Here is a 21,941-nt window from a genome sequence, read left to right on the forward strand (position 1 = left end):
TGCAACCCACAAAAATGACAAGAAGGCGTCGGCAACTTCTGCTTTTGCTGCAGTGTCATAACTGACAAAGGTAGCGCTGTCTGCGCGCTGAGGTGTTACATGAATCATCCCATCACCGCCCTGGTCATCATGGGCGTTGCCGGTTGCGGCAAGACCTGCGTCAGTGAAGCTCTCTGCGAGCTCAGCGGCGCCACTGCCATTGAAGGCGATACTTTCCACCCTGCCGCCAACATCGAAAAGATGAGCGCAGGCATCCCCCTGAACGACGACGACCGTGCCGGTTGGCTCGATACGCTGTGCGCCGAATTGCGCCGCGTCGATGCCTCGGGCCAGCGCCCGGTGCTGACCTGCTCGGCGCTCAAGCACATTTATCGCGAGCGCCTGCGCAGCGCCTTGCCGGGCCTGGGTTTCGTGTTCCTCGAGCTGACGCCCGAAGTCGCCGCCGACCGCGTTTCCCATCGCCCGGGCCATTTCATGCCATCGACCCTGATCGACAGCCAGTTCGCCACCCTCGAATCCCCTGTGGGCGAGCCGCTGACCCTGGCGCTCGACGCTTCGAATCACAGCGTCGCGCAGTTGGCCCAACAGGCCCACGCCTGGTGGCTGGCGCACGGCCTGAAACGCGCCGGTTGATTTTGCTCGAAAAGACAGCGCTGTCCTCATGGCGCTCGAATAACCCGCTTTAATAACAACAACAACCAGGAGACACCCCTAATGTTTGGCATGTCCCACGAGACGTTCCTGCTGCTCGATGCAGTGGTCACGGTGATCGGGCTTATCGTCCTGATCACCAAGTTCAAGTTCCACCCGTTCATTGCCCTGATCCTTGCCGCCGCCTTTCTCGGGCTGACCTCCGGCATGCCGATCGGCACCATCATCAAGGCGTTCCAGGACGGCTTCGGCGGGGTGCTCGGTTTCGTCGGCATCATCCTCGCGCTGGGCACCATGCTCGGCAAAATGATGGCCGAGTCGGGCGGGGCGGATCAGATTGCCCAGACGCTGATCCGGGCGTTCGGCAAGGACAAGGTGCAGTGGGCGATGATGTTCGCCGCGTTCCTGGTGGGCATCCCGCTGTTCTTCGAAATCGGTTTCGTGCTGTTGATCCCGCTGGTGTTCATCGTGGCCCGGCGCACGGGCGTGTCGATCATCAAGATCGGGATCCCGCTGCTGGCCGGCCTGTCCGCCGTGCACGGCCTGGTGCCACCGCACCCGGGCCCGTTGCTGGCCATCGGCGTGTTCGGTGCCGACATCGGCAAGACCATCCTGTACGGCCTGATCGTCGCACTGCCGACGGCCATCATTGCCGGCCCGATTTTCGGTACGTTCATTGCCAAGCACATCCCCGGTCATCCGAACCAGGAGCTGGTGGATCAACTGGCGCGTGAGTCGGATTCGGCCGATCTGCCGAGCTTTGGCATCACCCTGGTCACCGTGCTGTCGCCAGTGTTCCTGATGCTGCTCAAGACCTTCGCCGATGTGGTGCTGCCGGATGGCAACTTTTTCCGCACCTTCATGGACCTGATCGGTCACCCGATCTCGGCCCTGCTGCTGGCGTTGCTGCTGTCGCTGTACACCTTCGGCTACAAGCAGGGCATCGGCTCGCAGCAGATGCTCAAGTGGCTGGACGCGAGCCTGGCCCCGACCGCCGCGATCATCCTGATCATCGGTGCCGGTGGCGGCTTCAAGCAGATGCTGGTGACCAGCGGCGTGGGTGACGTGATCGGCCACATGGCGGTGGCGGCGCAGATTTCGCCGATCCTGCTGGCGTGGCTGGTGGCAGCGGTGATCCGCATCGCGACCGGTTCGGCGACCGTGGCAACCATTACCGGCGCGGGCATCGTGGTGCCGGTGGTGGGGATGATTCCAGGGGTCAACCGTGAACTGCTGGTGCTGGCCACCGGTGCCGGTTCGTTGATCCTGTCCCACGTGAATGACGCGGGCTTCTGGCTGGTCAAGCAGTACTTCAACATGACCGTGGCGGAAACCTTCAAGACCTGGACCGCGATGGAAACCATCCTGTCGGTGGTCGGTCTGGGCTTTATCCTGTTGTTGTCGCTGTTCGTCTAAGCCCGCTCGGCAGGCACAAAAAAACCGCAGCGATGCGGTTTTTTTGTGGGTGATCGATCAGGCTGAATACCGTCCTTGTGGGAGCGGGCTTGCTCGCGAAAGCGGTGTGTCAAACAACATCTTCGTTGACAGACTGTCCCTCTTCGCGAGCAAGCCCGCTCCCACAGGGGCAGGAGGCGTCAGTTGGTTTTGTGCACCAACCCATCCGCCCTAAACATCCCGCGAATCCCGCGCACGGCCTGGCGAATCCGGTCCTGGTTTTCGATCAGGGCGAAGCGCACGTGGTCGTCGCCGTACTCGCCGAAACCCACGCCCGGCGAGACGCAGACCTTGGCCTCGGCCAGCAGTTTCTTGGCGAACTCCAGCGAGCCCAGGTGGGCGTAAGCCTCGGGAATCTTGGCCCAGACGTACATCGAGGCTTTCGGGTTCTCGACCATCCAGCCCAGTTCATGCAGGCCCTTGACCAGCACATTGCGACGCTGCCGGTATTGCTCGGCGATGTCGCGCACGCATTGCTGATCGCCTTCCAGCGCGGCAATCGCGGCGACTTGCAGCGGGGTGAAGGTGCCGTAGTCGTGGTAGCTCTTGATCCGCGCCAGGGCGTTGACCAGCTCCGGGTTGCCGACCATGAAACCGATCCGCCAGCCCGCCATGTTGTAGCTCTTGGACAGGGTGAAAAACTCCACCGCGATGTCCTTGGCGCCTGGCACCTGCATGATCGACGGGGCTTTCCAGCCGTCGTAGACGATGTCGGCATACGCCAGGTCATGCACCACCAGCACGTCGTACTGCTTGGCCAGCGCGATCACACGTTCGAAGAAGTCCAGCTCCACGCACTGCGCGGTGGGGTTGGACGGAAAGCCGAGGATCATCATCTTCGGCTTCGGGATCGAGCCGCGGATCGCCCGTTCCAGTTCGGCGAAGAAGTCCACGCCCGGCACCAGCGGGACCGAACGCACCTGGGCACCGGCAATCACGGCGCCGTAGATATGGATCGGGTAGCTCGGGTTGGGCACCAGCACCGTGTCGCCCTGGTCGAGGGTGGCCAGCATCAGGTGGGCCAGGCCTTCCTTGGAACCGATGGTGACAATGGCTTCGCTTTCCGGGTCGATCTCGACCTCGTAGCGTTCCTTGTACCAGTTGGAAATCGCCCGGCGCAGGCGCGGGATGCCCTTGGACGTGGAGTAACCGTGGGTGTCTTCACGTTGGGCGACCTGGACGAGTTTCTCGACAATGTGCGGCGGCGTGGCGCCGTCGGGGTTGCCCATGCTCAAGTCGATGATGTCTTCGCCACGGCGGCGGGCGGCCATCTTCAGCTCGGCGGTGATGTTGAAAACGTAGGGGGGGAGTCGATCTATGCGCGCAAAGCGGCGCGGCGAACCTTGTTCGGCCATTGTTGCCTCGATAACGTAAGCGCCCGGAACCGTCCGAGCGACGCTGGTCACTGCGGTGACCTGTGGCGCAATGTACGGAAAGCTGTGACAGACTGTCCAGCTTGAATGTAAACATTTTTTTCCGAAGGAAATCGTTCGATGGAATTTAGCAGCGGCTTCCTGCTGAGCCTTTCTCTGTGTCTGGATATTGGTGTGGCCAACATCGCGATGATCACCCTGGCCATGCAGCGCGGCTATTTTCAAGGCTTTGCCCTGGGGTTGGGGACCTGTGTCGGCGACCTGATCTACGCGGTGCTGGCCCTGGCCGGCATGACCGTTCTGCTGCAATACGAAACCGTGCGCTGGGTCCTGTGGATCGGCGGCTCGGCGCTGCTGATCTATTTCGCGGCAAAGATGATCTATTCGGCGATTCACCACGAGGCGTTGCTGGCCGAAACCGCCGAGGTGGGCCACAACTCCCACCGCAAGGAATTCTTTCGCGGGATCTTCCTCGCCGTGTCGTCGCCCAGCGCCATCCTCTGGTTCGCGGCGGTGGGCGGCACCCTGATCGCCCGTTCCGGCGGGGGCGGCCCGCTCAGTTCTGCGTTGTTCCTGGGCGGTTTTCTCTGCGCCGGGCTGTTGTGGTCGGCGGGCCTGTGTTTCGCCGCGAGCCATGGCGGTAAGTTGCTGGGCGACAAGCTGTTGCGCTATTCCTACCTGGCATCGGCGGCGATCTTCTGCTATTTCGCGGTGTACGTGATCCTTTCCGGGTATAACGAGTTTGTCGGAGGCGGTGCCGCAGAGGCGTTGCACAGCCTGTAATTGGGCGAATCGGGAATGACCTCTATACTCCCAGCCGAACCCACTTTTCTGATTCAGGAGTCGTGTCATGGATGAGCTATCAGGCGCATTGCTGGCCGAACCACGTTTCGAACACGGGCATTTCCAGCTGATCGCAGGGCTGGGTGGACGCTTCACCCAGGATACGACCCAGGGCATTCCCGACCTCTGGGCGAAATTCATTCCACACATCGGCAAGATCCCAGGGCAGAAAAGCGACGTGACCTACGGCATCTGTTGTAATCCGGATGGCAAGGGCGGTTTCGAGTACATCGCCGGTGTCGAGATCAGCAAACTCGATGACCTGCCTGACACCTACCGTTGGGTTGAAGTGCAGCCGCAGCAATACGCCGTGTTCGAACACAAGGGCACGCTGGAGAGCTTGCCGCAGACCTTCCAGTACATCTGGAAAACCTGGTTGCCGCAGTCCGGCCATCAAGCGGCGGATGCTCCGGAGTTCGAGCGCTACAGCGAAGATTTCAACCCGAAGCTCAACACCGGAAAGCTGGAGATCTGGGTGCCGATCAAGGCGTGAGACGACCATCGAAGGCGGATCGAGGATTTGTCTCTCGATGTCATGCCGACGCTGATTTATGATCCCCAGCCTTTTCCAGCTGACTGCGACCTGCCATGAACACCGTCATCCGCCCCGTTACGCCTGCCGACCTGGACCGCTGCTACGCCATCGAAACCGTGGCGTACGAAGGGGACGAAGCCGCCACCCGGGAGAAAATCGCCACGCGCATCGCCACCTGGCCTGACGGTTTTATCGTCGCCGAGGTGGACGGCGTGGTGGCGGGTTTCATCAATTCCGGCGCGGCGTTCGAGGTGGAAATGTCCGACGAAGCGTTCAAGGAACTGATCGGTCACGACCCGGCAGGCCCGAACGTGGTGATCATGTCGGTGGTGGTGCACCCCGACTTCCAGGGCCAGGGCCTGGCGAAACGCCTGATGGGCGAGTTCATCGAGCGCATGCGCGGCCTGGACAAGGCGACGATTCACCTGATGTGCAAGGAGCGGCACATCCCGCTGTACGCCGGGTTCGGCTTTGCCTACATCAAGCCGTCGGCCTCCGACCATGGCGGCATGGCGTGGCATGAGATGGTGTTGACACTGTAATCGCTCTTTGTGGGAGCGAGCCTGCTCGCGATGGTCGTCAACGTTAACGCTGGCGACCTGACACCCAGCGGTGCCTGGAAGTCCATCGCGAGCAGGCTCGCTCCCACAGGGGCCGGGGCGTGCTATCAGAAACTCATCCCCATCCGCCGCTCATAGCCGATCCGCCCCTTGTACGCCTCGCCGCTGTCGACGAAGCCATAGCGGGCGTACAGGGCGATGGCGGCATCGTTGTCGGCGTCCACCGACAGTTCCAGGCCCTTGATCTCCGGCCAGGCCTGACGCGCGACGTCGGGCAGCGCCTGCAGGCAGGCCTTGCCATAGCCCTTGCCTTGAGCGCGATGATCGACTTGCAGCGCATGCAAGGTGGCGCTGTGCTCATCGGCCCAGGCCGGCAGCAATGGCGGGCGCTTGAGCAGCAGGAAGGCCACCGGGACCTCGTCTGCCAGCAGGGCAAAACCTTTCACGCCGGGGCCGGGTTTCGACAGCAGGGTATGCAAGGCTCCGTGGATGTCGCCGGAGAACTTGATCTGCTCGGGATGGATTTCAATGGCCTCGACCTGTTGTCGTTGAGTGGCATTCAGGCTTTCGTAAGGCACGAGTCGGGCTGACACGGGAATTTCCTTTTTCCTACAAAGATGAGCTGCCGATTCTAGCGGTTTTGTTTTCCTCGGATTTTTTTTGTTTCAGCTGTCGATCCCGCTCATCGTCGAACGACTAGGGGTGTCTTCACCACAAAAAACACGGAGAACACCATGAGCGCACAGACTGAAATTCAAACCCTGATCGACACTTATCGCCAGGCCGTCATGACCAAGGATGTGGAAAAGGTCATGGCCCTGTACGCCGACGACATCCTTTCGTTCGATGCGATCAAGGCCCTGCAATTCAAGGGCAAACCCGCCTACCGCGAGCATTGGCTGGCGTGCATGGAAATGTGCCCGGGCCCGCACGTCTTCGAGTTCCACGAAATTGCCATCGAAGTGGCGCCAAACATCGCCTTCGCCCATTGGGTGGCCAACTGCGGCGGTACCAACGAGAAGGGCGAAACCCAGAGTTGCTGGATGCGCGCCACCGCGTGTTACCGGCAGGTTGGCGGGACGTGGAAGATTGTCCACGAGCACTGGTCGGCACCGTTCGACCCGATGAGCGGCGCCACCCTGTTCGATGTGCAGCCTTAGTCGCCAAATCCGCGATCTGCGGCCATAGTTGATCCGTGCAACCCCGGAGAACACCATGAAGTATCTATGCCTGGTCTACAGCGATGAGCGCCTGCTGCATTCGCTGCCCGACAGCCCGGAAGACGCTGAGTGCATGGCCTACGCCGAGTCGATCCAGGGCAGCGGACGGATGCTCGCGGCCGAAGCGCTGGAGTCGGTGCAGACGGCCACCACGGTGCGCATGCGCAACGGCAAGCTGTCGATCACCGATGGACCGTTTGCCGAAACCAAGGAGCAGTTGGCCGGTTTCTACCTGATCGATGCCAAGGACCTCAATGAGGCCCTGCAGGTCGCCGGCCATATTCCGGCGGCCCGGGTGGGCTGTGTCGAGGTGCGGCCGATTCGGCAACTGAACCCGCAGCGCGAAGGCCAGCAGCACCGATGACGGCCGTATCCGTCCAGGCGCGGGTCGAACAGGTTTATCGCGAAGAATCGCGGCGAATCCTGGCGACCCTGATTCGCCTGCTGGGTGATTTCGACCTCGCCGAAGAGGCGCTGCACGAAGCTTTTTTCATTGCCGTGGAGCGTTGGCAGCGTGACGGCGTACCGGACAATCCACGGGCCTGGCTGGTGTCCACCGGGCGTTTCAAAGCCATCGATGTCCTGCGTCGGCGTGCCCGGTTCGCTGCGTCCCGACCGTTGCTGATAGCGCAGGCGGAGGCCCTGGAGCAGGCCCACTGGAGTGATGACGATGTGGAAGACGACCGTCTGCGCCTGATCTTCACCTGCTGCCACCCGGCGCTGGCGGCGGACGCCCAGGTGCCGCTGACCTTACGTGAAGTCTGCGACCTGACCACCGAGGAAATTGCCAGGGCCTTCCTGTGCGCGCCGGCCACCATCGCCCAGCGTATCGTGCGCGCCAAGGCGAAGATCCGCGACGCGAAAATCCCCTATCAGGTGCCGACCCTGGCAGAACTGCCCGAGCGACTCGACAGCGTGCTGCGGGTGATTTACCTGGTGTTCAACGAAGGCTACTCCGCCTCCATCGGCAACGAACTGACTCGCGAAGACCTGACCCGCGAGGCGATCCGGCTCGGGCGCCTGCTGATGCAATTGCTGCCCGAGCCCGAGGTGATGGGCCTGCTGGCATTGATGCTGCTTCACGAGTCGCGACGCACGGCGCGCACCTCGCCCACCGGTGAGCTGATCCTGCTGGATGAGCAGGACCGCTCGCTGTGGGATGCCGGGTTGATCGCCGAAGGTTGCGCCTTGACCGAGCAAGCCCTGGGCCAGGGGCGCTTCGGGCCATATTGCCTGCAGGCGGCCATCGCGGCGGTGCACGCCGAAGCGACGACGGCGGCGCAGACGGACTGGGAGCAGATCGTGGGGCTGTATGACGTGCTCTTGGCCGCCGTGCCTTCGCCGGTGATCGAGTTGAACCGCGCAGCGGCGATCTCCCGGCGAGATGGACCGCTGGCGGGGCTGACCTTGATCGAGGACATCCTGGCCCGCGGCGATTTGCAGGATTACCACCTGGCGCATTCGGCGCGGGCGGAGTTCTGTCGGCAACTGGGCAGGGTGGAGGAGGCGCGAGCGGCGTACGAGCGGGCGCTGACCTTGACGCAACAGGTGCCGGAGCGACGGTTCATCGAGGCGCGGCTCAAGGCATTGTGAAGGGATTCATCGGAGCCATCGCCAGCGGGCTCGCTCCCACAATGGATGTTCTTTGCACCATGGCCTCCTGTGGGAGCGAGCCTGCTGGCGATGGCCGCACCGCTATTCCAGCATCCTGCCCAACAGCCAGCTCCCCGCCGGCCCCGGTGGATGCAGGCGCGACCACAGCGCATCGACGAACAGCGGCCGGGGCCAGCCCCGCACCTGCAGTTCCTGTAATGTTCCGGCGCCAAATCGCGCCACCAGCCAGCGCGGCAGCGGCGCCCAGCCGAACCCGCCTTCGGCCATTTCCAGCAGCATCAGGTAACTCGGCGCCGACCAGACACGCCCCTTCGCGCGGCTTTCGTATGGGTTGACGATGGTTGCCAGGCGCAACTCCCGGTGCTGTTGCAACACCGCCTGATCGATCCCCGACAGGGCCGTCAACGGATGCCGGCGGGACACGAACAACGCAATGTCCGTGTGCTCCTGCACCGTGGCACTTTCCAGGTCGGGCGGGTAACTGGGCTGCTGTTCGGCGAACGCGACCTGGGCCCGCCCGCTTTGGACCAGCGCGATCAGGTCATCGCATTCGGCAATCAGGCACTCGAATTCGAGGTCCGGGTAACGCTGCTCGAACGCGCTGAGTGCGGCTTCGAAACGGTCGGACTGGTAAGTGTCGGACAACGCCACGGTCAGCTTCGGTTCGACACCCTGGGCCAGCTGGCTGGCGGTCATTTCCAGGCGACTGGTGGCCGCGAGGATCTCCTCGGCCCGCTGCAACATCACATGCCCGGCCGGGGTCAGGGTCGGCTTGCGGCTGCTGCGGTCGAACAGCAGCAGATCCAGGTCGATCTCCAGGCTCGCCACCGCTGCACTGACGGTGGACTGACTGCGCCCGAGCTTGCGGGCCGCGGCGGAAAACGAACCCTGGGTGGCCGCTTGTACAAACGCCTGCAACACTTCGTGGGAGGCCATGAACTATCGTCCTGGTCGATGGTTATTGGTTAGGAAGTATCGGTGCGGGGCAGGATGATGACAACCACATTCACTCAGGAGTGCTGGTCATGACCGCCGACAAATCCATCCTTGAACGCATCTGCCAGGCCATTGGCTTCGAACTGCTGGCGATCCTGATCTGTACGCCGCTGCTGGCCTGGATCATGGACAAGCCGATGCTCGACATGGGCGTGGTCACGGTGGTGCTGGCGGCGCTGGCACTGGCCTGGAACGTGGTGTTCAACGGCGTGTTCGATCGCGTGTTGCGGCATTTCGCGGTGGTGCACAACGCCTGGACCCGAGTGATCCATGCGCTGCTGTTCGAAGGCGGGTTGGTGGCGGTCGGCGTGCCGCTGATTGCCTGGTGGCTGGACGTCAGCCTGTGGCAGGCGTTCCTGATGGACATCGGCGTGCTGCTGTTTTTCCTGCCGTACACCTACGTTTACCACTGGGGCTACGACGTGATGCGGGCGCGGCTGGTCAGTGCCTGATGGCTGATGCCCCTGCTCCCATAGGGCAGGGGACTCAGAACAACCGGGAGAACAACCAGTACAGACTCCCCGACAACACGATCGCCGCCGGCAAGGTCAGCACCCAGGCCATCAGCAGGTTGCGGATGGTCTTCATCTGCAAGCCGCCGCCGTTGGCGACCATGGTCCCGGCCACGCCCGACGACAACACATGAGTGGTCGACACCGGCAGGCCGAACATGTCCGCCGCGCCGATGGTCAGCATGGCCACGGTTTCGGCCGAGGCGCCCTGGGCGTAGGTCAGGTGGGTCTTGCCGATCTTTTCGCCGACCGTCACCACGATGCGTTTCCAGCCGACCATGGTGCCCAGGCCCAGGGCAATCGCGACGGCGATCTTCACCCACAGAGGAATGAAGCGCGTGGCGTTGTCGATCTGTTGCTTGAACAATTGCAGGTTGGCCGTGGTGTCGGCGTCGAAGTGGCCGACCTTGTGCTTGTCCATCAGGCGAATGGTTTCACTGGTCAGGTACATGTCGTTACGCACGTTGCCCATCGCTTCCGCCGGCACCCTGGACAAGGAGCCGTACCCCTTGACCTGCGCACCGATGCTGCCGGTGAGCGCGGCGAGGGCCGGTATCAGTTGCGGTGTGACTTGCTTGCTGCCCACGTAAGCGGACAGCACCAGACGCGGATCGGCCGGTGCCGGCAGCGACGAATGTCTCATCAGCGCCTGCTGGGTGACTTCGGCCACTGCGGCGAACTGCAGGGCCTGATCGGCCGGCATGGTGCGGTTCAACGCATAGGCCATCGGCAGGGTGCCCACCAGGATCAGCATGATCAGGCCCATGCCTTTCTGGCCGTCGTTGGAGCCGTGGGCAAACGACACCCCGGTGCAGGTCACGATGAGCATGCCGCGGATCCACCAGGGTGGCGGCGTGTTGCCTTGCGGAGCCTTGTACAGCGAACGATTCTTGACGAAGGCACGCAGGGCCAGCAGCAACAGCGCGGCAAAACCGAAACCGACCAGCGGCGACAGCAGCAGTGCGTAACCGATCTTGATGGCCTGCGCCCAGTCCACGCCGCTGGTGCCGTCGCGGCCGTGCATTAGGGCATTGGCCACGCCCACACCGATGATCGAGCCGATCAGCGTGTGCGACGACGAAGCCGGCAAGCCGAGCCACCAAGTGCCGAGGTTCCACAGGATGGCCGCGATCAGCAGGGCGAAAATCATGGCGAAACCGGCGGACGAACCGACTTGCAGAATCAGCTCCACCGGCAGCAGGGCGATGATGCCGAACGCCACCGCGCCGCTGGACAGCAACACCCCGAGGAAATTGAAGAACCCCGACCAGGCCACCGCGACATTGGGCGGCATCGAGTGGGTGTAGATCACCGTGGCCACTGCGTTGGCCGTGTCATGGAAGCCGTTGACGAACTCGAAGCCCAGGGCGATCAGCAGCGCGACACCCAGTAACAGAAACGGCGTCCAGGTGGTGACCACCGTGCCGATTTCGCGCATGTCGTGCATCAGGCTGTATGCGGTGAACAACAGGCCGCAGGCCAGCACGCCGAAGAACATCACCAGGGTGAACAGGCTGGGCTTCTTGTCCAGCAGCGACTTGCCGCTGCTGGCGGACGCCGGTGCAGGGGCAAAGGAAGAAATAGCCATGACGGACAATCCATCGGGGGAGAGGAATGTTCGTCATGATCGTTTCATTGGCTGACAGAGACACTGCGTTGGATCAGTGTTAGGGGAATTGGGTGGGCCGTTGATCCGAAATCGTCCGTTGTGGGGGCAGATCCATTGAGGGCGGCCTGTCCGGTAAATCGCTACGCGCCCACGGTACTCAATAATCCTGGCGCTTGCGAAACGCCCAGCGACCGGCGATCACGGTGAAGGTCGCGACCAACGCCACCAGAATCCAGAATCCTTCCGGATCGCCGGCCAGCGGTACACCGCCGACGTTCATGCCAAAGAAACCGGCGATGATGTTGATCGGCAGCGCCAGCACCGTCACCACCGTCAGAGTGAACAGGGTGCGGTTGCTCTGTTCGTTGAGGTTGGCGGCGATCTCTTCCTGCAACAACTTGATCCGCTCCCCCAGCGCCGTGAGGTCGTTGATGATCAGCGCAAACTCCTCGGTGGACTTGCGCAACTCCTTCACGTCCTCTTTCTGCAGCCATTGCGGCGGGCGGTTGAGCAGGCGCAGCAACGAGCCCGGCTCGAGCGCGAGCAGCCGTTGCAGGCGCACCAGCACCCGGCGGTTGGTGCCCAGTTCCGCGCGGTTGGTCGACAGGCGCGAGGACAGCAATTCATCCTCGATCTGATCGACGCTCTGGCTGGTCTTGCGCACGATCTGGGTCAGCACCTCGCCCTGGTCGCGCAGCAGATGCACCAGCAGTTCCAGCGGTGAGCGAAAGCGCTCGCCGGCCTTCACCGAGGAACGCAACTTGTCGACCGAGTGCAGCGGTTGAAGGCGCGCACTGATGATCAGCCGGCTGCGCACGCACACCCACAGCGTCGAGACATCCGAGGAAACCATGTTGCTGAGGTTGAACACCACATCGTTGACCACCGCCAGCAGCGCCGAGTCGACATGTTCGATGCGCGTCGAACGCGAGCCTTCGTGCAAGGCCTCGAAAAACTCGTCGGGCAATTCCAGGTGATTTTTCATCCAGCGCTCGCACGCGGCGTGGGCGAGGTTCAGGTGCAGCCAGAGAAACTCGTCGCTGTCGTCGGGTTGTTGCAGGCGACTCAACGCCATCGCCGAATCGATTTCACGGCCACGTTCGCCGGGACGAAAACTGAAGCCGTAGAGCAGACCGAACAGGTCCGGATCGCGATGGCTTTGGTCGATGCTGTGGTTCATGAAGGCTCGCTGCAAGGAGGCGCCTGTCGCGGATTTCACAGGTTCACTTGAGCCGAATCATCGCAAGGCTGGATGACACTTATGTGACGTCGAGTTGGCGATGGCACGCTTGAGCGCATGACGCCACGGGCTGTGTACCGGTTTGCTTACCGAGTCGGTACACAGTCGATCTCAAGTCGGTGCGGGCGATGTCGATGATGGGCGTAAACCCGTCACTTCAAAGGAAAACGCCATGGTCAGCATGATCTCGATTTCGATCACCCAACCGCTTTCGACAACCGCCAGCAAAGTCGCCGCCAGCGACGGCACGGACGACACGTCCGCCACGGCAACTACCGACACTTCCAGCGACAGCAACAAAGTCGCCGCAGGCGGGGCACCGACGGCGGGCGGCAGCAGTGCCAGCAGTGAAGAATCCGATTCGGTAAAGGCCCTGCGCAAGCAGATTGCCGAGTTGCAAAAGCAGTTGCAGGAGGCGCAGCAACAGCTGCAGGCGGCCCAGGCCGAACAGCAAAGCGAGGACGCCAAGGCGGCGAGTGTGGCGGCGGCTCAAGCGCAGGTGACGAGCACCTCGGCATCGTTGCAGACCGCCACGGCTGCGTTGCTGGCAGCCTTGCAGGAAGAGGGCGGCAGCACCTCGGGCACGATGGTCAGCACGACGGCTTGATGGAGGAGATTGCAGACAGTTTTGTGGGAGCGAGCCTGCTCGCGATGCAGCGTGTCAGTCACCGTCAAGGTGTCTGTCAGACCGCATCGCGAGCAGGCTCGCTCCCACAGGGGAATGGCGATGCCGTTGCAGGCTGGCCTCAGTTGTCCTGCTTGTTCTTCAGGACTTCACCGGTGGCCGCGTTCAAGTCCACGTCCCACTCAACGCCCTTGGCGTCGCGCAGCTCGACTTCGTACTCGTAGAGGTTGGTGTGCTGGTCCAGGTCGCTGTCGGTGATCGTGGCACCCGGGTGCAGCTTCAATACGATCTGGTTCAACTCTTCCAGCGGCTTGATCTTGCCGTCCTTGACCAACTGAGGAATCTGGTCGACAGGCACATCGGCCGCCTGCGCCAGGCCAGCGGTGAGGGTCAGTGCAGCGGCGGTGAACAGGGCAGTCAAAGTCTTCATGGGGGCTTTCCTTGGTGTGCTGTTTAAGTGAGTTCAGGTTAGCGTTCGTAACTTAATCCACCCTTAAAATTCCCTGCTCCGCAAAATTTTTGCCTGTGCGAGCCTGCTCGCGATGGATGCCGATAGACCGCGGGGCACCAGGTTGTGCGCGGTATCGTTGGCGATCTTCGCGAGCAAGCTCGCTCCTGCCGTTTCAGTAACCGTTGTTCTTGAGCACCTGCGCAACACTTGCGGCGGCCGGGCGTTTGTAGAATTTCAACAGCTCGCTGGCGCGGTTGGTGAAGATGCCATCGACGCCGGCCTCCATGACCTTCTGGAAATCCACCGCTTCATCGACGGTATAGACGTGCACCAGCAGACCCTGATCGTGGGTGTACTGGTTCATCCACGGTTGCACCAGGTCCGAATAGCTCTGGTCGCCGCCGTGGGTCAGTGCGGCGGAAGGCCCGGTGCCGATAGCGCCCTGGGCTTTGGCGTAATCGATCCATTGCTGGAATTCGGCTTTGCTTTTCGGTTCCTGCCTGGCGTAGTAGGTCGCGTGGTCCTTGTCGCCCGACTCGGCGAAAGTCACTTTGGACTTGGGTTCGATGTTGCCTTCGCCCACCCACAGCAGCAGGATTTTCGGCACCTGCGGCATTTCCTTTTCCAGCAGTTCGAGGCTGCTCTTCTCGAACGTTTGCAGGACCACCCGGCCGCTGCCTTGGCCGACCGCCAGGGCGCTTTTCGCCCCTTTGGAACCGGCCGGAATCAGCCAGCCACGGTCATGCAGTTTGTCCTTGAGGTCGCGTTCGATGCCGGGAAACTGCTTCGACTCCTTGGTTTCGATGTACAGACCGGGTTTGTGCAGCGGGTTTTCCTGGGCGATATCGATGATTTCGTCGAGGGTGAGGATCTTCAGACCGACAAAGGCGGGGCGCGCGCGATCCGGGTAAGCGGTGTTGAACCAGCTGCCGGCGTCCAGGGTTTTCAGCTCCGCCATGGTGAACGCATTGGCCGGGCTGTCCTTGCGTTCCGGGAATTTGCTGGCGACGTCGGTGGTGCGTTGCAGGTTGTTGTCGTGCAGGGCAAAGAGCACGCCGTCCTTGCTGCGTTGCAGGTCCAGTTCCAGGTAATCGGCCCCCAGGTCGCGCGCCACTTTATAGGCGGCGGCGGTGGATTCCGGTGCATCGAACGAGGCCCCACGATGGGCAATCACTGCCGGGTGCGGGATGCCCGACCGGGCCGCCAGTGTGGCGGGACTTGGCTCGGTAGCGGCCTGGGCCTGACCGAGGCCGAGCAGCAGGCTCAGCAACAGGGCGCTCTTGGTGAAAGTGGCTGGCATGGTCGAGATCCTTTCGCAGAGAGTTTTCGAAGACGTCTCTTTTAACAACTGAGCGCCGACCGCGCTATCGCGAGACCGACATAAACGTGTTTAAAGCGGTTTTTTTCAACACATCTGTGCGGTGCTTTGCAGTACTCTTGGCCACGGCAGTCTCCCCGGCAGAGGGAGCGCCGTTCATCTTGCCAGGCGTGTAAACCATCGATCTTTTGTGAGGTTTATATGCGCATCACTTCCCAACTCATCTGCCAGGCCGCCGATCAACTCAAGGGCTTTGTCGGCCTCAACCGCAAGACCGGCCGCTACATCGTGCGCTTCAGCGAAGACTCCTTCGGCATGGACGTGGCGGATGACGGCATCATCCCGGCCAGTGAGTTCGTCTGGGCACCGGGCCCGGAACAGGCCATGACCCTCAAGCGCGATTTGATCCAGTTGCTGCTCGACCAGCACATCGATGACCGGATCAACATCACCGAGCCGTTGCGGGTGTACATGAGTCGCCAGCAGGTGCCGGAGATTTCGGCGGTGCGCCGTTTGGTGCAGGGCTGAGGCATTGCGGTGAGTGTGCCGGTCGCATCGCGGGTTACAGGCTGAACTCATACGCCCGCTCGACCCGACACACCCGTGTCTGACACCGCGCATACCAGGTCGAGCGCCCGCGCTCACGGATCGCGCTGTGCTCAGGATGATGCTTCCACGCCAGGATCGCCGCCTCGCTGGTCCAATACGACACGGTGATCCCCACCCCGTCGTTGCCCCGGGCCGACTCCACCCCGAGAAACCCCGGCTGTTCGCGCGCCAATTGCACCATCCGTTCGGCGGCTTCGGCATAGCCCTGATCGCCGTCCGTGCGCAGCGAGGTGAAGATCACCGCGTAATAGGGCGCGGGCGGTGTGCTGGCGATCATGCTTGCCCCTGCGCGCAGGCATCGACCAGCGCTCGCACCAACGGTGGCAGGACGCCCTGGAGCGCCGCCCGCTCCGGCTGGAACAGGGTCGCGACGAAGAAGGGATGACCTTCGAGCTCAATGGCCCGTAACCCCTGCGCTGCATCGTGCCCGACAGGCTGCAGGTCATGTTTGAGGAGCGCCTGTTCGAACGCCGGGTTCACCCCGTAGCGGCAGCGATAGCCTTCACGGATCTGCGATGTTTCGTACGCCTGGGCGATCAATGAGCCTTCACGCAACTGAATGTCGTCGATGGCTTCCACCAGTGAGCAGGTCAGGGGCGTGATCACTGCCCTGACAGCGTCGGGCGATAGTTCACCGTGCTCGGCGTCCGACCAACCCAGTACATGGCGGGCGTGCTCCAGCACCGCGTGCTGAAAACCGCCGCAGGAGCCAAGGAAAGGTCGTGGGCGTTCGCGGGCAAAACGGATCGCCCGCAAGGCGCCCTCCAGGTTGCGATAGGGGCTGCCCGGCACGCACCAGAATCCGTCGTAGACCTCGAGCGGGGTGTCGGCGTGAATGCACTCGGTGGCCAGCCACTGTCCTTGCACGTTCAGGCCGCTGTGTTCGGCGGCCAGGCCCAGAGCCACAGGGATGGCCTGGTGGGCGGTGACCTGGGGGTCGTAGTCGCCGATCAGGGCGATGCGAATGACGCGGTTTTCCATGATCAGCCTCTGCGCTTGTTGATTCCCGAGGTCCACTATAAATTGGCGTTCACGCACTCAATATGGGCATTTTCCCAAATGATCAATGCAGCCACGCACTATCGGCTGGACTACCCGGACCTTGCCCTGATCCTTGCATTGGTGCGCGGCGGCTCTCTGGCCCGGGCCTCGCAGCTGATGAAGGTGGATGTGTCGACGGTGTTTCGCGCCGTGCGTCGCCTGGAAGGTGCGCTGGGTCAGCAACTGTTCGAAAAAAGCCGCGCCGGTTACCTGCCGACGACCTTGGCGCAGTCTCTGGCCGAGCAGGCGGAACGGGCCGAGCAGGCACTGGAAGCCGCGCGAATCGGCGTGGAGCAGGGCGGCGATGTCATCAGCGGAACGGTGCGCCTGACCTGCACCGACTCGGTGTTGCAGGGCTTGCTGTTGCCGGCACTGGCGCGTTTCATGCCGGACTATCCGGCGCTGACCCTCGAACTGAGCACCTCCAACGACTTCGCCAACCTCACCCGTCGGGATGCCGACATCGCCCTGCGCCTGACCTGCGCGCCGCCGGAGCATCTGGTGGGCCGACACCTGGCTGACGTTTCCTATCGGGTCTGCGCCAGCGCCGGTTACCTGCAATCGATCGATGCCGCAGAACTGGAGGCACTCACCTGGATTGCGCCGGATGGTTTCCTGCCCGATCACCCGACGGTGGCCTGGCGTCATCAAGCCTTGCCGGGCGTGATGCCGGGGTATCGCTGCAACAGCATGCTGTCGGTCACCGAACTGGTACGCGCGGGCCTGGGCGTGGCGGTGTTGCCGGATTTCCTGATCGGCGATGGCCTGCAGGCCATCAGCGACCCACTGCCGGGGTGCGACACCGCCATCTGGTTGCTGACGCGTCCGGATTGTCGTGCGTTGCGTTCGGTGGTGACGTTGTTCGATGAGCTGGGGCGGGCGTTGCGGTTGTCTTGAGGTGTGTGCCGGCCTCCTCGCGAGCGGGCTGCAATCCCTGTGGGAGCGTGCCTGCTCGCGAGGCGGCCGCGAGATCAACCGGTGCGTTGACAGGTAAACGCCCGCTGCCGAAGCACCCTTCAACCCCAAGCGCTTTCAGCCTAAGGCCAGTGTCGACTTTTCCGATTGTGAACCCGTTGCACCGACCTTAAGTTTGGCTCCAGTCATTTGACTGAACCTTTAAACGATGGAAAGGGATCACCATGAAAAAAACAGCAGGGCAGCTTTTGGTATGGGTTTGTTGCGCCGGGGCGTGGCCAGTGATGGCGCAACCTTTTACCTGTGGTGGAAAATTCCTGGGCAGCGACACGCAGGCGGAGCTGGAACAGGTCATCATCGAGGATGGTGGGCGGGCCGTCGGCGTTCAGCGGGTGTTCACGATTTGCCAGAAGGGCGTCATCCAGGTCGTGCTGGACGGCAACAACGAGACCTCGACGCCCAGTTACAAAAGGCGCTGGCAGCAGCGTGCCGTCGCCTTGCTGCAAGTGCCGGCGGACAAGGTCACGCTCCGTTGATCAGGACGTCGGCGCGTCCTTGCGCACGAAGTGCTGGTGCATTTCCGAGGTCAGGCTCTCGATCCGTTCGGTGAGGGTCTTGGTCATCTCGGTGAGGCGGGTGTTCTGTTCGAGCAACTCCAGCAGTTGCGCGGAGTTCTGCGCCGCTTGCGCCTGACGCTCGCTGTTGGCCACGGCCAGTGCCTCGCGGTGCTGCGCGTCGGCCTCGGATTGGGCTTTGTCCCGGGCCGCCTGCCGGGTCTGGGCCAGCAGGATCAGCGGGGCGGCGTACGCCGATTGCAGGCTGAACGCCAGGTTCAGCAGGATGAACGGGTACACGTCGAAATGCGTGACCCCGGAAACATTGAGCGCCACCCATAACAGCACGACCAGCGTCTGCGCGCCGAGAAAGGTCGGGGTACCGAAGAACCGCGCAAAGGCCTCGGCACGCAGGGCGAACTTGTCGTTGCCGAAGGTCGGCGCCAGATGGGCGTGGGGGCGATGAAAGCGCAGGTGATCGATGGGCGCGGTGGTCTTGCTTTCAGTGGTCATGAGGCTCTCTGCGGTAGGCGGCTAAGACAGCGCTCACTATAGCGCTCCCCATCGCCGCCCCGCGCAGTCTGGCTTAAAGCGCCAGGGTCGGCGTCGGGTGGCGATCGCCTTCGCCGGCCGCCAGGCTGATTTTGTTGCGACCGGTATTCTTGGCGGTGTAGAGCGCCTTGTCCGCGTCATCGAGCCAGGCAATGGCATCGCTGAAGGACGGCTGGAAGGCGGCCAGGCCAATGCTCAGGCTGATCCGCAGGCCGGGCACTTGCTCATGGCGGTAGTCATGCAGGACGCCGCGCAAGCGCTCCATGACATCCCGGGCTTGCAACAGCGGCATGTCGGGCAGGATCACGCAAAACTCATCACCGCCGTAACGACCGGCCAGATCGCATTCGCGCAGGTTGCGCTTGAGTTCGGCGCTGAGTTGGCGCAGCACCGAATCGCCGACGATATGCCCATGGGTGTCGTTGATGGGTTTGAAGTGATCGATGTCGATCAAGGCAATCACGGCCGAGTGTTCCTGCAGGCGGCTACGCTGGAATTGCAGTTGCAGCGAGTCTTTCCAGGCACCGTGGTTGAGCAGCCCGGTCAGGCTGTCGGTGCGGTTCAGGGCGCTCAGGATGCGTTTGTGTTTGGCCAGTTTGATTGCCAACTGGTAGCTGACCATGCCCACCGCAAAAGGGTAGAGCGTGAGCATGGGCAGGGAGGCCCAGAGTTGCATCGGTGTGGTCACCGCACTGAAGGCGACACCGAACACCAGCCAGCCAAGCAGTATGCCTGCCATCTGTGCCAGGGAGCCGAACGCAAACAGCCGCAGCCCGCCCATGGCGACATTGTGCATCGCCATCATCCCCAGGACCGTCACGGTGGTCAGGGGATTGAACTGCACCGTCGCGGCCCAGAAGCCGCCCCACAGCGAATCGTAGAGCATGTTGCGCAGCTCGGCCTTGTAGGGATAGTCCGCGCGGGACGACAGCTGATAGGCAATGTGCGGCCAGATATAGGCGTTAAGCACCAACAGGGCCCAGATCCAGGACGGCAGGTTCATGGGCGCCAGGGCGGCGGCCACGCTGAAGCTGCCGATGCACAGTCCAACGGCCCGCGGCAGGTAGATGCGTCTGGCAAATGACAAGCCCTTGCCGCGTTGATTTTCCATAATGTCCTGCGCCAGATTCATCTTGAAACAAAATGCCGAGCGGCCAGCAAATTACCGTTCATCGGCAAAAACGGCGCACATTGTCATTTATTCCAGCGCGAATAATCAGTGTCCTTCGAAGCCATTTAGCGGTGTCGACGCACATGAAGTGCTTGATTCAGCGCTGATAGCACGCCAGGAACATGTCCAGCGCCGACTCCGCGACAGCGGTTTGCCGCTCGGGCGAAAGGCTGGGCTGCCCCATGGAAATCTGCGGCCAGAACGCAAAGGACTTGAGCAGGCCCTGGACCTGTTGCGCGGCGAACTCCGGATCGACCGGCTTCAGGCGTCCGTCGGCCTGGGCGGCACGAATCCACACGGTCAGGCCTTCCTCGCGCTGGCCCATCCTGGCGACCATGTCCTGCGCCCGTTCCGGGGAATGGATGGTCGCGGCAATCGCCACGCGAGCCAGGTCGAGAAAGTTGTCATCGCCCAGCATGTGCAGTTTCGCCATCAGCATCCGGCGCATCTGCTCGCGCAGGGGCAGGTCGGGGTGGTAGGGCGTTTCCTGTTCGGCGGTCACCCGCGCCCATAACTGATTGAGGATTTCGGCGAACAACTCTTCCTTGCTCGGGAAGTGGTTGTACACCGTGCGCTTGGACACGCCGGCGGTGGCGGCGATCTTGTCCATGCTGGTGATATCGAAACCGTTGTCACGGAATTCGGCAATCGCCGCTTGGATGATCGCTTCGCGTTTTCGGTCGGTCAGGCGCTGTGGAGCTGTCATAAGTACGCTTCGGCAGAAAAAGTCAGGAATTACACTTGGCAGTTTACTTGTGATGGTTATTGATGCAACCTTGAAACTACACTGTGCAGTGTAATGTTTTGTTAATCCTGCCCAGTCAACACTAGAGTGTCCGGCTGATGCGTGCGTGCCTTGGCCATTTATCGTCCATCGCAGACACCGCCTTGCGTGCGGTGCCCTGGAGTCATTCATGGCCAATGCCACTACCTCTACCGCACCTGAAGCGTCCCGCCAGGTCGATGGCCTTTTCCGCAACCATGCGCCGGTGCAACGGGAAGGCTTTCGCAAAATGATGCGCATCCTGTGGAACATGATCTTCCACAAACCGCGCGACACCCGGCCGACCGCTGCGGTCCCGGTGCAACGCCTGACCCATGACGCGCTGATCGCCGCGCCCAATCACAGCGTCTATCGCCTCGGCCACTCCACCGTATTGCTGAAACTGCAGGACAAATTCTGGATCACCGACCCGGTGTTCGCCGAACGCGCCTCGCCGTTGCAGTGGCTCGGTCCCAAGCGCTTTCACCAGCCGCCGATCAGCCTGGAAGAACTGCCGCCGATCGAAGCGGTGATCCTGTCCCACGACCACTACGACCACCTGGACTACCGGGCGGTCCTGGACCTGGCGGACAAAACCAACTACTTCCTCACCCCGCTGGGCGTGGGCGACACCCTGATCAAGTGGGGCGTCGACGCCAGCAAAGTGCGTCAACTGGACTGGTGGCAGGACACCGAAGTGGCGGGCATCCGCTTCGCGGCAACCCCCTCGCAACATTTTTCCGGTCGCGGCCTGTTCGACAGCAACAGCACGCTGTGGGCGTCGTGGGTGATCATCGACGGTGATACGCGGATTTTCTTCAGCGGCGACAGCGGCTACTTCGATGGCTTCAAACGCATCGGCCAACACTACGGCCCGTTCGACCTGACGCTGATGGAAACCGGCGCCTACAACGTCGAATGGCCGCACGTGCACATGCAGCCCGAACAAACCCTGCAAGCCCACATCGACCTGAAAGGCCGCTGGCTGTTGCCGATCCACAACGGCACTTTCGACCTGGCGATGCACGCCTGGTACGAACCGTTCGACCGGATCCTGGCCCTGGCCTGGGATCGCAATGTATCGATCACCACGCCGCAGATGGGGCAGGCGTTCAACGTGATGCATCCACATCGGGGCGACGCCTGGTGGTATGAAGTGGAGCAGCAGGTGTATCAGCAGAGCATTGGTTGATAGGGCTACCGACAGGCGCGAACTTTCATACGAGCTATGGCGGTAAGTGATGACGGACATTTCCGGACGCCTCGGTAGGCTGGGAATGCAACGGGACCTCTCCCTCCCGTCATCACAAAGGATTTTTTTTCATGGATGTAAG

26 protein-coding genes are annotated in these 21,941 nt (G+C 62.2%); 14 read left to right on the forward strand and 12 right to left on the reverse strand.

Annotated elements, in window-relative coordinates; genetic code table 11:
- The first annotated feature begins 99 nt into the window (after nucleotides 1-99).
- Nucleotides 100-633, forward strand: coding sequence for a gluconokinase (locus IB249_RS14200; RefSeq protein WP_192305680.1), 534 nt, complete (start codon nucleotides 100-102; stop codon nucleotides 631-633).
- An 81-nt stretch (nucleotides 634-714) separates the two neighbouring features.
- A complete protein-coding gene (locus IB249_RS14205) occupies nucleotides 715-2,067 on the forward strand; it encodes a GntP family permease (RefSeq protein ID WP_192305682.1) in 1,353 nt (450 codons plus the stop codon).
- 179 nt (nucleotides 2,068-2,246) lie between these two features.
- On the opposite strand, the gene alaC is transcribed toward IB249_RS14205, so the two are convergent.
- On the reverse strand, nucleotides 2,247-3,461 hold the full coding sequence (gene alaC, locus IB249_RS14210; protein ID WP_192305684.1) for an alanine transaminase: 1,215 nt from the start codon (nucleotides 3,459-3,461) through the stop codon (nucleotides 2,247-2,249).
- 138 nt (nucleotides 3,462-3,599) lie between these two features.
- Here alaC and IB249_RS14215 point away from each other — a divergent pair, with 138 nt between their 5' ends.
- The 3 genes from IB249_RS14215 to IB249_RS14225 all read left to right on the forward strand — a co-directional run bounded on the left by IB249_RS14215 (nucleotide 3,600) and on the right by IB249_RS14225 (nucleotide 5,399).
- Nucleotides 3,600-4,262: a LysE family translocator gene (locus tag IB249_RS14215; protein ID WP_192305686.1), complete on the forward strand. Its 663-nt coding sequence runs from the start codon at nucleotides 3,600-3,602 to the stop codon at nucleotides 4,260-4,262.
- Nucleotides 4,263-4,329: 67 nt separating this feature from the next.
- Nucleotides 4,330-4,815, forward strand: coding sequence for a GyrI-like domain-containing protein (locus tag IB249_RS14220; protein WP_192305688.1), 486 nt, complete (start codon nucleotides 4,330-4,332; stop codon nucleotides 4,813-4,815).
- 95 nt (nucleotides 4,816-4,910) lie between these two features.
- A complete protein-coding gene (locus tag IB249_RS14225; protein ID WP_192305690.1) occupies nucleotides 4,911-5,399 on the forward strand; it encodes a GNAT family N-acetyltransferase in 489 nt (162 codons plus the stop codon).
- 125 nt (nucleotides 5,400-5,524) lie between these two features.
- On the opposite strand, the gene IB249_RS14230 is transcribed toward IB249_RS14225, so the two are convergent.
- Nucleotides 5,525-6,010, reverse strand: coding sequence for a GNAT family N-acetyltransferase (locus tag IB249_RS14230; protein ID WP_192305692.1), 486 nt, complete (start codon nucleotides 6,008-6,010; stop codon nucleotides 5,525-5,527).
- 141 nt (nucleotides 6,011-6,151) lie between these two features.
- Between IB249_RS14230 and IB249_RS14235 the strand changes: the two genes are divergently transcribed.
- From IB249_RS14235 to IB249_RS14245, 3 genes are read left to right on the forward strand one after another with little or no spacing between them, the layout of a single operon-like run.
- The gene (locus tag IB249_RS14235) at nucleotides 6,152-6,577 is read left to right on the forward strand and encodes a YybH family protein (protein WP_192305694.1); all 426 of its coding nucleotides are present in this window, start codon (nucleotides 6,152-6,154) and stop codon (nucleotides 6,575-6,577) included.
- 55 nt (nucleotides 6,578-6,632) lie between these two features.
- A complete protein-coding gene (locus IB249_RS14240; protein ID WP_192305696.1) occupies nucleotides 6,633-7,001 on the forward strand; it encodes a YciI family protein in 369 nt (122 codons plus the stop codon).
- Nucleotides 6,998-8,230 carry an RNA polymerase sigma factor gene (locus IB249_RS14245; RefSeq protein ID WP_192305698.1) on the forward strand — a complete coding sequence of 411 codons (1,233 nt, stop codon included), beginning with the start codon at nucleotides 6,998-7,000 and terminating at the stop codon, nucleotides 8,228-8,230. The genes IB249_RS14240 and IB249_RS14245 overlap by 4 nt, the downstream gene beginning before the upstream one ends.
- A gap of 102 nt (nucleotides 8,231-8,332) precedes the next feature.
- On the opposite strand, the gene IB249_RS14250 is transcribed toward IB249_RS14245, so the two are convergent.
- Nucleotides 8,333-9,187, reverse strand: coding sequence for a LysR family transcriptional regulator (locus tag IB249_RS14250; protein WP_192305700.1), 855 nt, complete (start codon nucleotides 9,185-9,187; stop codon nucleotides 8,333-8,335).
- 89 nt (nucleotides 9,188-9,276) lie between these two features.
- Between IB249_RS14250 and IB249_RS14255 the strand changes: the two genes are divergently transcribed.
- The gene (locus IB249_RS14255) at nucleotides 9,277-9,699 is read left to right on the forward strand and encodes a multidrug/biocide efflux PACE transporter (protein ID WP_192305702.1); all 423 of its coding nucleotides are present in this window, start codon (nucleotides 9,277-9,279) and stop codon (nucleotides 9,697-9,699) included.
- A 34-nt stretch (nucleotides 9,700-9,733) separates the two neighbouring features.
- On the opposite strand, the gene IB249_RS14260 is transcribed toward IB249_RS14255, so the two are convergent.
- Nucleotides 9,734-11,347, reverse strand: a complete 1,614-nt coding sequence (locus IB249_RS14260) for an inorganic phosphate transporter (RefSeq protein ID WP_412548005.1) — start codon at nucleotides 11,345-11,347, stop codon at nucleotides 9,734-9,736.
- Between the two features lie 178 nt (nucleotides 11,348-11,525).
- The gene (locus tag IB249_RS14265; protein ID WP_192305706.1) at nucleotides 11,526-12,548 is read right to left on the reverse strand and encodes a transporter; all 1,023 of its coding nucleotides are present in this window, start codon (nucleotides 12,546-12,548) and stop codon (nucleotides 11,526-11,528) included.
- Between the two features lie 232 nt (nucleotides 12,549-12,780).
- On the opposite strand from IB249_RS14265, the gene IB249_RS14270 reads away from it, so the two are divergent.
- Complete coding sequence (locus tag IB249_RS14270; protein WP_192305708.1) at nucleotides 12,781-13,215, forward strand: hypothetical protein; 435 nt, start codon at nucleotides 12,781-12,783, stop codon at nucleotides 13,213-13,215.
- 139 nt (nucleotides 13,216-13,354) lie between these two features.
- Here the strand turns inward: IB249_RS14270 and IB249_RS14275 are convergent, their stop codons facing one another.
- Both IB249_RS14275 and IB249_RS14280 read right to left on the reverse strand, forming a co-directional pair.
- Nucleotides 13,355-13,663 carry a PepSY domain-containing protein gene (locus IB249_RS14275; RefSeq protein ID WP_192305710.1) on the reverse strand — a complete coding sequence of 103 codons (309 nt, stop codon included), beginning with the start codon at nucleotides 13,661-13,663 and terminating at the stop codon, nucleotides 13,355-13,357.
- 193 nt (nucleotides 13,664-13,856) lie between these two features.
- A complete protein-coding gene (locus tag IB249_RS14280; RefSeq protein WP_192305712.1) occupies nucleotides 13,857-14,984 on the reverse strand; it encodes a glycerophosphodiester phosphodiesterase in 1,128 nt (375 codons plus the stop codon).
- A 219-nt stretch (nucleotides 14,985-15,203) separates the two neighbouring features.
- Here IB249_RS14280 and IB249_RS14285 point away from each other — a divergent pair, with 219 nt between their 5' ends.
- Nucleotides 15,204-15,530 (forward strand): DUF2025 family protein, encoded by a 327-nt coding sequence (locus IB249_RS14285; RefSeq protein ID WP_192305714.1) that lies wholly within the window; start codon nucleotides 15,204-15,206, stop codon nucleotides 15,528-15,530.
- Between the two features lie 34 nt (nucleotides 15,531-15,564).
- On the opposite strand, the gene IB249_RS14290 is transcribed toward IB249_RS14285, so the two are convergent.
- Together IB249_RS14290 and IB249_RS14295 are read right to left on the reverse strand one after the other, a co-directional pair.
- On the reverse strand, nucleotides 15,565-15,888 hold the full coding sequence (locus IB249_RS14290) for an antibiotic biosynthesis monooxygenase family protein (RefSeq protein ID WP_192305716.1): 324 nt from the start codon (nucleotides 15,886-15,888) through the stop codon (nucleotides 15,565-15,567).
- Nucleotides 15,885-16,592, reverse strand: coding sequence for a CTP synthase (locus IB249_RS14295; protein WP_192305718.1), 708 nt, complete (start codon nucleotides 16,590-16,592; stop codon nucleotides 15,885-15,887). Before IB249_RS14295 ends, IB249_RS14290 begins: the two co-directional genes overlap by 4 nt.
- A gap of 15 nt (nucleotides 16,593-16,607) precedes the next feature.
- Here IB249_RS14295 and IB249_RS14300 point away from each other — a divergent pair, with 15 nt between their 5' ends.
- Both IB249_RS14300 and IB249_RS14305 read left to right on the forward strand, forming a co-directional pair.
- Nucleotides 16,608-17,549 (forward strand): LysR family transcriptional regulator, encoded by a 942-nt coding sequence (locus tag IB249_RS14300; RefSeq protein WP_192305720.1) that lies wholly within the window; start codon nucleotides 16,608-16,610, stop codon nucleotides 17,547-17,549.
- A 242-nt stretch (nucleotides 17,550-17,791) separates the two neighbouring features.
- A complete protein-coding gene (locus IB249_RS14305; RefSeq protein ID WP_192305722.1) occupies nucleotides 17,792-18,103 on the forward strand; it encodes a hypothetical protein in 312 nt (103 codons plus the stop codon).
- On the opposite strand, the gene IB249_RS14310 is transcribed toward IB249_RS14305, so the two are convergent.
- The 3 genes from IB249_RS14310 to IB249_RS14320 form a co-directional block, all read right to left on the reverse strand.
- Nucleotides 18,104-18,634 carry a DUF1003 domain-containing protein gene (locus tag IB249_RS14310; protein ID WP_192305724.1) on the reverse strand — a complete coding sequence of 177 codons (531 nt, stop codon included), beginning with the start codon at nucleotides 18,632-18,634 and terminating at the stop codon, nucleotides 18,104-18,106.
- Between the two features lie 73 nt (nucleotides 18,635-18,707).
- Nucleotides 18,708-19,784, reverse strand: a complete 1,077-nt coding sequence (locus IB249_RS14315; protein WP_192305726.1) for a diguanylate cyclase — start codon at nucleotides 19,782-19,784, stop codon at nucleotides 18,708-18,710.
- A 157-nt stretch (nucleotides 19,785-19,941) separates the two neighbouring features.
- Nucleotides 19,942-20,550, reverse strand: a complete 609-nt coding sequence (locus IB249_RS14320) for a TetR/AcrR family transcriptional regulator (RefSeq protein WP_192305728.1) — start codon at nucleotides 20,548-20,550, stop codon at nucleotides 19,942-19,944.
- Between the two features lie 208 nt (nucleotides 20,551-20,758).
- On the opposite strand from IB249_RS14320, the gene IB249_RS14325 reads away from it, so the two are divergent.
- Nucleotides 20,759-21,799 carry an MBL fold metallo-hydrolase gene (locus IB249_RS14325; protein WP_192305730.1) on the forward strand — a complete coding sequence of 347 codons (1,041 nt, stop codon included), beginning with the start codon at nucleotides 20,759-20,761 and terminating at the stop codon, nucleotides 21,797-21,799.
- The last annotated feature ends 142 nt before the right edge of the window (nucleotides 21,800-21,941 follow it).

Origin of the sequence: Pseudomonas sp. PDM04 (assembly GCF_014851765.1) — a bacterium.
In the GTDB taxonomy this organism is placed as follows: Bacteria; Pseudomonadota; Gammaproteobacteria; order Pseudomonadales; family Pseudomonadaceae; genus Aquipseudomonas.